This is a genomic window from Actinotalea ferrariae CF5-4, assembly GCF_000603945.1.
Lineage (GTDB): Bacteria > Actinomycetota > Actinomycetes > Actinomycetales > Cellulomonadaceae > Actinotalea > Actinotalea ferrariae.
Genome location: NZ_AXCW01000302.1, coordinates 1 through 4,371, shown reverse-complemented (window position 1 = coordinate 4,371; position 4,371 = coordinate 1). Strand labels below are relative to the sequence as shown.

The window sequence follows — 4,371 nt, the reverse complement described above, 5'->3', positions numbered from 1 at the left end:
CGCCTCGGCACGGGCCCGGGCGGCGGCGGCGCGGGCCGCGAGGACGCCGGCGTCGGGGGGCGTGGCGGGGGCGTCGTCGTCCATGGGGCGAGCGTACGAGTCGGTCGGCGCGCGAGGACACCGTGAGGTGCGCGGAGTCGGGAACGGGGAGCGAGGGGCGCGACGGGTCCGCGGACGGGCAGCCGTCCGCGCGTCCCTCACCTGCGGCAGTAGCCTGGCGCGGTGACCACGCAGGACGCCGCCCGTACCGACCGCCCGACCGAGACGCCCTTCCGCTACACCGCCGAGCTCGCAGCCCAGATCGAGCAGCGGTGGCAGGACAGGTGGGACGCCGAGGGCACCTTCCACACGCCCAACCCGACCGGTGACCTCGCCCCGGACGACGCGGGCGGGCCCGGGAGCGGCGCCGGGTCGTCCTTCTTCATCATGGACATGTTCCCGTACCCCTCCGGCGCGGGGCTGCACGTGGGGCACCCGCTCGGCTACATCGCCACGGACGTCGTGGGGCGCCACCGCCGGATGTGCGGCGACAACGTCCTGCACGCGCTCGGGTACGACGCGTTCGGCCTGCCCGCCGAGCAGTACGCCGTGCAGACCGGCCAGCACCCCCGGGTGACGACCGAGGCGAACATCGCGAACATGCGCCGGCAGCTGCGGCGGCTGGGCCTGGCCCACGACCCGCGCCGCACCTTCGCCACCACGGACAGCGACTACGTGCGCTGGACCCAGTGGATCTTCCTGCAGATCTTCGACGCCTGGTACGACGAGGAGGCGGAGCGGCCCGACGGCGGCCGGGGGCGCGCCCGCCCGGTCGCGGAGCTCGTCGCGGCGTACGACGCCGGCACGCGGCCGCTGCCGGAGGAGTGGGCCGGACGTACCTGGGCCGAGCTGGACGCCGTCGAGCGACGTCGCGTCGTCGACGCCCAGCGCCTGGCCTACGTCTCCGAGACGCCGGTCAACTGGTGCCCCGGCCTGGGCACCGTGCTGGCCAACGAGGAGGTGACCGTCGACGGTCGCTCCGAGCGCGGCAACTACCCGGTCTTCAAGCGCAACCTGCGCCAGTGGAACATGCGGATCACCGCCTACGCGGACCGCCTGGCGGACGACCTGGACCTCATCGACTGGCCGGAGAAGGTCCGCGCCATGCAGCGGAACTGGATCGGCCGCTCCGAGGGTGCGCGCGTCACGTTCGACGTCATCGGCGGCGCGGCCGTCGAGGTCTTCACGACGCGCCCCGACACGCTGTTCGGCGCCACGTTCATGGTGGTGGCCCCCGAGCACCCGCTGCTGGACGAGGTGCCGCAGGAGTGGCCCGACGGGACGCACGGCGTGTGGACCGGGGGCCACGACCACCCCACGGCTGCCGTCGCGGCCTACCGCGCGGAGGCGGCCGCGAAGAGCGCGGTCGAGCGCCAGGCCGACGCCGGGCGCAAGACGGGCGTCTTCACCGGGCACCTGGCGATCAACCCGGTCAACCACGAGCTCATCCCGGTGTTCACCGCCGACTACGTCCTCATGGGCTACGGCACGGGCGCGATCATGGCCGTCCCCGGCGGCGACGAGCGCGACTTCGCCTTCGCGCAGGCGTACGAGCTGCCGGTCGTCCACACGGTGCAGCCGCCCGAGGGCCACGAGGGGGCGTGGACCGGCGACGGCGTCGTGGTGAGCTCCTCGAGCGAGGAGCTGTCGCTGGACGGCCTCGACGTGCCCGCCGCGAAGAGCCGCGTCATCGCCTGGCTGGAGGAGCGGGGCTACGGCACGGGCACGATCACGTACCGGCTGCGCGACTGGCTGTTCAGCCGGCAGCGCTACTGGGGTGAGCCGTTCCCCGTCGTCTACGACGAGCACGACCTGCCGGTCGCCCTGCCCGCCGACCACCTGCCGGTGGACCTGCCGGACGTCCCGGACTACTCGCCCCGGACCTACGACCCGCAGGACGCCCACTCCACGCCCGAGCCCCCGCTGGGGCGCAACGAGGACTGGGTCCGGGTGACCCTCGACCTCGGCGACGGGCCGAAGGAGTACCGGCGCGACACCAACACCATGCCCAACTGGGCCGGGTCCTGCTGGTACTACCTCAACTACCTGGACCCGGGCCGCCGCGACGTCGTCGTCGACCCCGCCCTCGAGCGGTACTGGATGGGGGCGGGCCACAACGGGACGGTGGGCGCCGCGGGCGGCGTCGACCTGTACGTGGGGGGCGTCGAGCACGCGGTGCTGCACCTGCTGTACGCGCGCTTCTGGCACAAGGCGCTGTACGACCTGGGCCACGTCTCGAGCCGCGAGCCGTTCCACCGGCTGTTCAACCAGGGCTACGTCCAGGCGTACGCGTACGCCGACGAGCGCGGCCAGTACGTTCCCGCGGCCGAGGTCGAGGAGGAGACGGGTCCCGACGGCGTCGCGCGCTACACCTGGCAGGGCCAGGAGGTGCAGCGCGAGTACGGGAAGATGGGCAAGTCGCTGAAGAACGTCGTGACGCCGGACGACATGTACGAGGCGTACGGCGCCGACACCTTCCGCGTCTACGAGATGTCGATGGGGCCGCTGGACCTGTCGCGCCCGTGGGAGACGCGGGCGGTCGTCGGGTCGCAGCGCTTCCTGCAGCGGCTGTGGCGCAACGTCGTGGACGAGGCGACGGGGGAGACGGTCGTCGCGGACGTCGAGCCGGACGAGGCGACGCGCCGCGTCCTGCACCGCACGATCGCCGACGTCCGCACGGAGATGGAGGGCATGCGGTTCAACACCGCGATCGCCCGCCTCATCGTCCTCAACAACCACCTCACGTCCCTGCAGCCCGTCCCTCGGTCGGTCGCGGAGGCGCTGGTCCTCATGGTGGCGCCGGTCGCCCCGCACATCGCCGAGGAGCTGTGGTCCCGCCTGGGGCACGCGTCCAGCCTCGCCCGGGAGCCGTTCCCCGAGGCCGACCCGGCGTACCTGGTCGAGGAGACGGTGACCTGCGTGGTGCAGGTCCAGGGCAAGGTCCGGGACCGGCTCGAGGTGCCCGCCGACATCGCCGAGCACGACCTGCGCGAGCGGGCCCTCGCCACCGCCGGGGCCCAGCGTGCCCTCGCCGGTCGCGACGTGCGGACCGTCGTGGTCCGGGCTCCCCGCCTGGTCAACATCGTCCCCGTCTGAGCGCAGGCTCCGCCGGGGGCTGGGCGCCTGTGGGAGCTCCTGCGGGGGACCGGTCGGTCCCCAGCCCCGTCCACCGGGCCGTCGTCCCCAGGGGTGGCGGCCCGGCGTCGTCCCGACCGGGCGGGCCGCCCTAGCGTCCGGACGTGCCGACCGACCGCAGCCCGCAGGAGCGCCTGGCCGGTCTCACGGCCGGTCCGCCGGCGGCGCGGGACGCCCCCTCGGCGGGCGAGGAGGTCCCGGCGGCCCCGACGTCGGCACCGACCTCGACCCCGTTCGTCGGCGGCGAGGCGGCTGCCGTCCGTCGGCGGGCGCTCGCGGCCGCCACGTCGGCGTACGCCGCCACCTACGGGCACCCCCTCGTGCACGAGACGTCGACGGGCCCGCTCCGCTGGGGGACGACGGCGCGCACGGCCGTCGTCGTGGCGTCCGCCCTGGCCCTGCTCGGGCTGGGCGTGGTCGCCCACACCCTCGTCGGGGCGCCGAGCACCGTCGTGGTGGGCGAGCCCGTCGTCCCCGGGCCGCCGACGCCGGCAGTCCCTGGCGACGGGTGGGTCGAGGGCGTCGCGGGGGAGGCAGCGGGTGGGACGGGGGCGGCGGGGGAGCCGTCCGGGACGGGAGAGGCGCAGGGCCCGGCCGACGTCGTCGTGGTGCACGTCGTCGGCCAGGTCCACGCCCCGGGGGTCGTCGAGCTGGCGGCCGGGGCGCGCGTCGTGGACGCCGTCACCGCGGCGGGCGGCGCGACGCCGGACGCCGACCTCTCCGGTCTGAACCTCGCCCGTCCCGTCGTCGACGGGGAGCAGGTGCTCGTCCCGCGCCCGGGCGAGGAGGCCCCGGAGGCCGCTCCCGGTGGTGGCGAGGAGGGTGGGGACGGCGGACCCGGGGCGTCGCCGGGCGGTCCGACCGCCCGGGTGGACCTCAACGGGGCCACCGCGGCGGAGCTGGAGGCGCTGCCCGGCATCGGTCCCGTGCTCGCCGAGCGGATCGTCGCCCACCGGGACGAGCACGGTCCGTTCGCCTCCGTCGACGCGCTGCAGGCGGTCCGCGGTGTCGGTCCCTCCCTCCTGGCGGAGCTGCGCGACCTGGTGACCGCGTGACCGTCGCACAGGGCACCGACCTGCGTCTCGTGCCGGCCGCCCTGCTGGTCTGGGCGGTCAGCGGGGTGGCGGTCGGGCTGGGCGTGGGCGGCGCGGCGGCCCTCACGGCCTGCCTCGCGCTCGCCGCCGCGGCCGGGGCGCT

Annotated in this window: 2 protein-coding genes; both read left to right on the top strand. The window is 75.5% G+C overall.

Translation table 11 applies throughout. The annotated features are described in order from the left end of the window. Nucleotides 1-222: 222 nt before the first annotated feature. The gene (gene leuS / locus N866_RS16715) at nucleotides 223-3,135 is read left to right on the top strand and encodes a leucine--tRNA ligase (protein WP_034228576.1); all 2,913 of its coding nucleotides are present in this window, start codon (nucleotides 223-225) and stop codon (nucleotides 3,133-3,135) included. A 143-nt stretch (nucleotides 3,136-3,278) separates the two neighbouring features. Then, nucleotides 3,279-4,229 carry a ComEA family DNA-binding protein gene (locus N866_RS22480; RefSeq protein ID WP_052023187.1) on the top strand — a complete coding sequence of 317 codons (951 nt, stop codon included), beginning with the start codon at nucleotides 3,279-3,281 and terminating at the stop codon, nucleotides 4,227-4,229. Nucleotides 4,230-4,371 lie beyond the last annotated feature (142 nt).